This window comes from uncultured Sphingorhabdus sp. (genome assembly GCF_937872355.1).
Classification (GTDB): Bacteria; Pseudomonadota; Alphaproteobacteria; order Sphingomonadales; family Sphingomonadaceae; genus Sphingorhabdus_B.
Genome location: NZ_CALMSV010000217.1, coordinates 1 through 5,271, shown reverse-complemented (window position 1 = coordinate 5,271; position 5,271 = coordinate 1). Strand labels below are relative to the sequence as shown.

Genomic DNA, 5,271 nt, shown 5'->3' with positions numbered 1-5,271 from the left:
AATGGAGTCTGGGCGTTCCCAATATTTGTGAATAACTGAAGTGCCTCGGATCAATTGTCCGTCGTCAGAACATTTGGCACTGATGGCTGCGTAAATTAGCGGAGCATTGGCCTCATCTGTTAGGTTGATATTACGCGGCGAGCTTGCGGTGTTGCAAGCGCCGATATTCGATGGTCTGTCGTTTGATCCTTTCGCGCTGTTTGATGATGGTCTCAGCCCTGCCGAAGTAGGCGTCGGCGGGCGTCACATTGTTCAGGCTCTCATGGTAACGTTGATGGTTGTAATGTTCGACGAACACCTCGATCTGGCGTTCGAGGTCGCCGGGCAGGAAGTAATTTTCAAGCAGGATGCGGTTTTTCAGGGTCTGGTGCCAGCGTTCGATCTTGCCCTGGGTTTGCGGATGGAAGGGCGCGCCGCGCACATGGCTCATGCGCTGGGCCTCGATATAGTCGGCCAGTTCGCCAGCGATGTAGCTGGGGCCATTATCGGACAGCAGCCGAGGTTTGTGGATCACCTTTGCGCTGTCGCAGCCTGAAGCCTGCAGGGCCATGTCGAGCGTGTCGGTGACATCTTCGGCGCGCATCGTGCTGCACAGCTTCCACGCGATGATGTAGCGCGAGAAGTCGTCGAGCACGGTGGACAGGTACATCCAGCCCCAACCGATGATCTTGAAGTAGGTAAAATCGGTCTGCCACATCTCGTTCGGCCGCACGGTTTTGGTGTGGAACTCGTTTGCCGCCTTGATCACCACAAAGGCTGGGCTGGTGATCAGATCATGGGCCTTCAACAGACGGTAAACCGTGGCCTCGGACACGAAGTAACGCTGCTGATCGGTGAACATCACCGCCAGTTCGCGGGGCGATAGCTCTGATCGTTCCAGCGCCAGCTCGATAATCTGGTCATGGATGGCATCAGGGATACGGTTCCAGACACGGCTTGGTGCAGAGGGCCGATCCTGTAGCGCCTCCGGCCCGCCTTCCAGATAGCGATCATACCAGCGGTAGAAGGTCCGGCGGGCAACGCCCAGCTTGTCGAGCGTGATCTTGGTTGGCAGATGCGACTGCTCGACGATGCGGATGATCTCGAGCTTCTCGGATGCGGGATACCTCATTCGTCGTCTTCCCCATCCGCGATCATGCTTTTTTTGAGCAGCCGGTTCTCAAGAGTCAGATCGGCGACGCATTCCTTCAGGGCGCGGGCTTCGCGGCGCAGGTCCTGCACTTCGCCGCTGGTCGCAGCGCGGGCCGTATCTCCTGCAAGTCGCCGCTTGCCTGCCTCCATGAACTCCTTGGACCAGGTGTAATACAGGCTCTGGGCGATGCCTTCCTTGCGGCAGAGCTCAGCAATGCTGTCATCGCCGCGCAGCCCTTCCAGCACGATCCTGATTTTATCTTCAGCTGAGAAGTGCCGCCGCGTTGCCCGGCGGATATCCTTCACGACACGCTCGGCTGAGGCCTTCGATTGGCCAGAGTGTTTTGGTCTCATCTTCGTTCCTTCGTCACTACGACAAGACCAAAACACTCCTTAAATCACAACCTCAAATCTGTGCCATAGGGGCTGACGGGGAACACTCTTTGGCCCCTCTGATATAGACCATAGCGTTGATGGACGAGGAGCCGCCCAAAACTTTTCCTCTAGGTTGGTAGCCAATTCGCCCATTCAATCCAGGTTGCGGTACCGTTTCAAAACTCCAATTGTGAGAGCCCTTGGGAACGGTAAAAGCAAAATTGAATGGAATCGAAATGAGTGGATTATTATGAGTTCCGCCTGCCTCAAGGAGTGCAACTGAGTACTCTCCATTTTCCGAGAGTCGGCTTGCTACTGTGCAGCCCGCTGAACCCCCGCCTACCACAACATAGTCAAACCTCTTCATTCCAAGTTTCCTATTTTAGCGCGAGGGCAAGGCCATCAGTCCAACAAAGAACATGGCATCTGCCACTATATAAAGCAGCTGAACTGGCTATCACTTAAAAATAGGCTAGAATGTCTGTGTAGATTTGGTCATTGACATTTTGCGGGTTTCTGTCGTCATTTTCGCTCAAATTTGTACCGATAACACTGTCGATCGAAGCGACTAGACAAAGTCAAATTGTTCGAATGAATTAGCTAAATTTACGCGTGTGTTTCTTACGCCATGCTCCAGGAGAGCACCCAGCCTGACGCTTAAATGCGCGACCAAAGCTGCCCGATTCTGAATAGCCCAGCGCATATGCTATCTGATCAATTGTCATGGTTGATGACAGCAGCATTTGACTGGCGCGTTCATGTATCACTTCCGACTGTATCTGCCGAAATGTGCAATCTTCCTCGTGCAACCTGCGGCGCAGCGTGCTGGTCGAATGTCCAAGGGCAGCACAGACAGCTGGTTCAGTGGACAATTTCTGATCCGACAGATTTAACAATAAGTCTCTGACCTTGTTGCTTACGGTGGAACGTCTTTTTTCCAACGTTGTTTCAAGTTCATTTTCCGACCGCATTCGCGTCCATCTATTCCTAAATTTCAATGGCTCGGCAAACACCGATCTTTCGAAAGATATCGAATATTGCTTGGCCCCAAACTGAATTCCCTGCCCAAAACATTTTTCAAATTCCTGAGCATCGACAGGCTTGGGTATCTTGAATGTGCAAGTGACAGGCATGACCGCCCGTCCAATCAATTCGTTCACCCATACCACCAATGCTGCCATGCCTCTGGTTGCAAGAAAATTCTGCGAATACTCGGGCAATCTATGGCCCAGAATAAGAAATTTTATCGTGTCACCGTGCCTGGCTACATCCACGTCATTTATCCAAAGAGAGATATTGTTGAATTTCCCTGCAATCTCCAACGCATGCAGAAGGTTTCGACAAGACATCATGGCAAAACCAAGAATGCCATAGCATGTTAGATGCTGCTGCAATCCAGACATTATACCAAGGGATGCGTCACCATCTCTCTCTACCAGATTCTGAATTGCCACTAGCTCTTGCCAGGCCTCGATTTCAAAATAGGGGTCGCTCAGGTCAGCTTCAGTCACTTGAGTGCCTTCAAGAATATGTGGTGTCGAAACCCCTCGTTTGTCGGCGACGTCAAGCAATAGCCTCAAGGCGGTGGCTTCTCTTTTTCTAGAAAAATGCTTAATTATCAAATTGTTATTGGTCTTCTGCATGGTTCCTGACTAACAAATTGATCGAAAATGTCAATAATTGAAGGCTGGCGGCAATGGGAGAATGCTGACGGATCGTCAATACTGCTTCGGAGTTTGGATCACCTAATCAAGGGAAAACGCAATGAGCGGCGAATCAGGTTACTACGGAAAGCGACGGAAATGGCACAGCTGGGGCTATGAGGATGAAGGTATTACGCCTGCAGAAGTCAAAGAGATGGCGGAAAGGGTGGCTCAACGGCTCAATATCGATGAGCCGGTTATTCTTCCAGATCCTACACTAGAAGAGCTTGTGCTCCGTGAGCCGCGGATCAAAATTCCGGCTTCTTTGCAGCCATTTTGTACAACCGACAAATGGGATCGCGTTTTCCATACCTATGGCAAGAGCTTTAAAGATCTAACCAAGATTTACCGCCGCGATTTTGACAATGCTCCTGACGTTGTGGCCTATCCAAAAGATGAGGCAGACATTGCTGCTGTGTTGGATTGGTGCGGCGACAAGGGCTACGCCGCTATTCCTTTTGGTGGCGGCTCTAGTGTGACCGACGGATTTGGTTGTCCAGAAGACTATCCGGGCGCAGTGATTATTGATCTAGGCAATCTCAACAAGATTCTTGAAGTTGATGATGTTTCTAGATGCGCCTTGATTCAAGCCGGCATATTAGGCCCAGCGCTGGAAGAACAATTAAAGCCTAAGGGGCTTACCTTGCGGCATATTCCGCAATCGTGGGAATTCTCGTCTCTTGGTGGTTGGATTGCAACACGCTCTTCTGGACATTATGCCACACACCTGACCCATATTGACGAATCGGTTGAAAGTCTGCGTGTAGTCACGCCAAAGGGTACAATTGAAAATCGTCGCCTGCCTGGTTCTGGTGCTGGACCAGATCCAGACCGCCTGTTTATAGGGTCTGAGGGCTCTTTGGGAATTATTACAGAGGCTTGGATGCGCCTTCAGGGGCGGGTCAAATTCCGCGCCAATGCAACCATTACTTTTGACAGTTTCTATCAAGGTGCTGGTGCCGTTCGTGAAATCACTCAGGCTGGCCTCTTTCCTGCCAATGCGCGCTATCTTGATGAACAGGATGCCAAATTTTATGGCGCCGGCGATGGCTCTAAATCGGTGTTGCTGTTGGGCTTTGAATCGGCCGATCATCCGGTCGACGCATGGTTGGAGCGCGGCATTGAAATTTGTAAGGACCATGGCGGCAGCGTTGAAACCAAAACTGGCTCGGGCGGCGATGCGCTTCAATCCAGCCGTTCCGGGGCTCAAGGCAACTGGCGCAAGCAGTTTCGCTATTTGCCGCGAATGATGCATACGCGTGCAGCGATGGGCGTGGTTAGCTTTACCTTCGAAACCGCGTACACTTGGGATAAGTTCGAATCCATCGATACCGAAGTTATTCGCCGCCTCAAAAAGGCACAGGAAGAGATCACAGGCGGCGGTATTGTTTGTCGGCGCTTCTCATTCCTCTACCCGGATGGCCCGGCGCCATATTATACAGTTGTTGCGCCTTCAGATCACAGCAGGAGTTTGGAAGATTATCAGGCACTTTCAGATGTAGCTTCTGACGCGCTTACCGAGCTTGGCGGAACGATTACGCATCACCATGCGGTGGGTAGGAGCTTCCGTCCTTGGTACGACAAAGAAGTGGATCCGTTGTACCGCGCAATGCTCGCAGGTGCGAAGAACACGATCGATCCAAATTGGATTATGAATCCTGGCATGATTCTTGACCGACCAGCGCACTTCAAGATGGTCGGCTGATTAGAGTATTGGAAAGTTACAATGATTGAACTGTTCTTCTGGCCGACACCAAATGGCTACAAAGCAACTATTACTCTGGCCGAGCTGGGGTTGTTGGACAAAGTTACGCCAATTGATATTCTGTCTGGAGAACAGTTTGATCCTGCATATCTTGAACTCAACCCCAATAATAAGGTGCCTACGATCATTGATCACGATGGTCCGGGCGGAAAGCCAGTTACGATATTCGAAAGTGGAGCAATATTGCTCTATCTAGCGGAAAAAACAGGGAAATTACTACCCAAATCTGAATTCAAGCGCTTAGAAGCTATCCAGTGGTTGTTTTTTCAGGTGAGCAGTATGGGGCCGATGCTGGGC

Annotated in this window: 5 protein-coding genes; 2 read left to right on the top strand and 3 right to left on the bottom strand. The window is 51.1% G+C overall.

The window, feature by feature from the left end; all coding sequences use genetic code 11:
- Positions 1-130: 130 nt before the first annotated feature.
- From Q0239_RS14305 to Q0239_RS14295, 3 genes are all read right to left on the bottom strand, one after another.
- Positions 131-1,485, bottom strand: a protein-coding gene (locus Q0239_RS14305; protein WP_298604030.1) for an IS3 family transposase whose coding sequence is annotated in 2 segments (ribosomal slippage) — positions 131-1,146 and positions 1,146-1,485 — 1,356 coding nt in all. Because the reading frame shifts where the segments join, the coding sequence is not laid out codon by codon here.
- Between the two features lie 52 nt (positions 1,486-1,537).
- Positions 1,538-1,873, bottom strand: a complete 336-nt coding sequence (locus Q0239_RS14300; RefSeq protein ID WP_367276120.1) for a GMC family oxidoreductase N-terminal domain-containing protein — start codon at positions 1,871-1,873, stop codon at positions 1,538-1,540.
- Positions 1,874-2,102: 229 nt separating this feature from the next.
- Entirely contained in the window at positions 2,103-3,149 is a 1,047-nt protein-coding gene (locus Q0239_RS14295; RefSeq protein ID WP_082820005.1) for an AraC family transcriptional regulator, read from the bottom strand.
- Between the two features lie 121 nt (positions 3,150-3,270).
- Between Q0239_RS14295 and Q0239_RS14290 the strand changes: the two genes are divergently transcribed.
- Positions 3,271-4,914 (top strand): FAD-binding oxidoreductase, encoded by a 1,644-nt coding sequence (locus Q0239_RS14290; RefSeq protein WP_054588522.1) that lies wholly within the window; start codon positions 3,271-3,273, stop codon positions 4,912-4,914.
- Positions 4,915-4,935: 21 nt separating this feature from the next.
- Positions 4,936-5,271 (top strand): glutathione S-transferase N-terminal domain-containing protein (locus tag Q0239_RS14285; protein WP_298604025.1); only part of this gene is annotated, 336 nt, incomplete at its 3' end.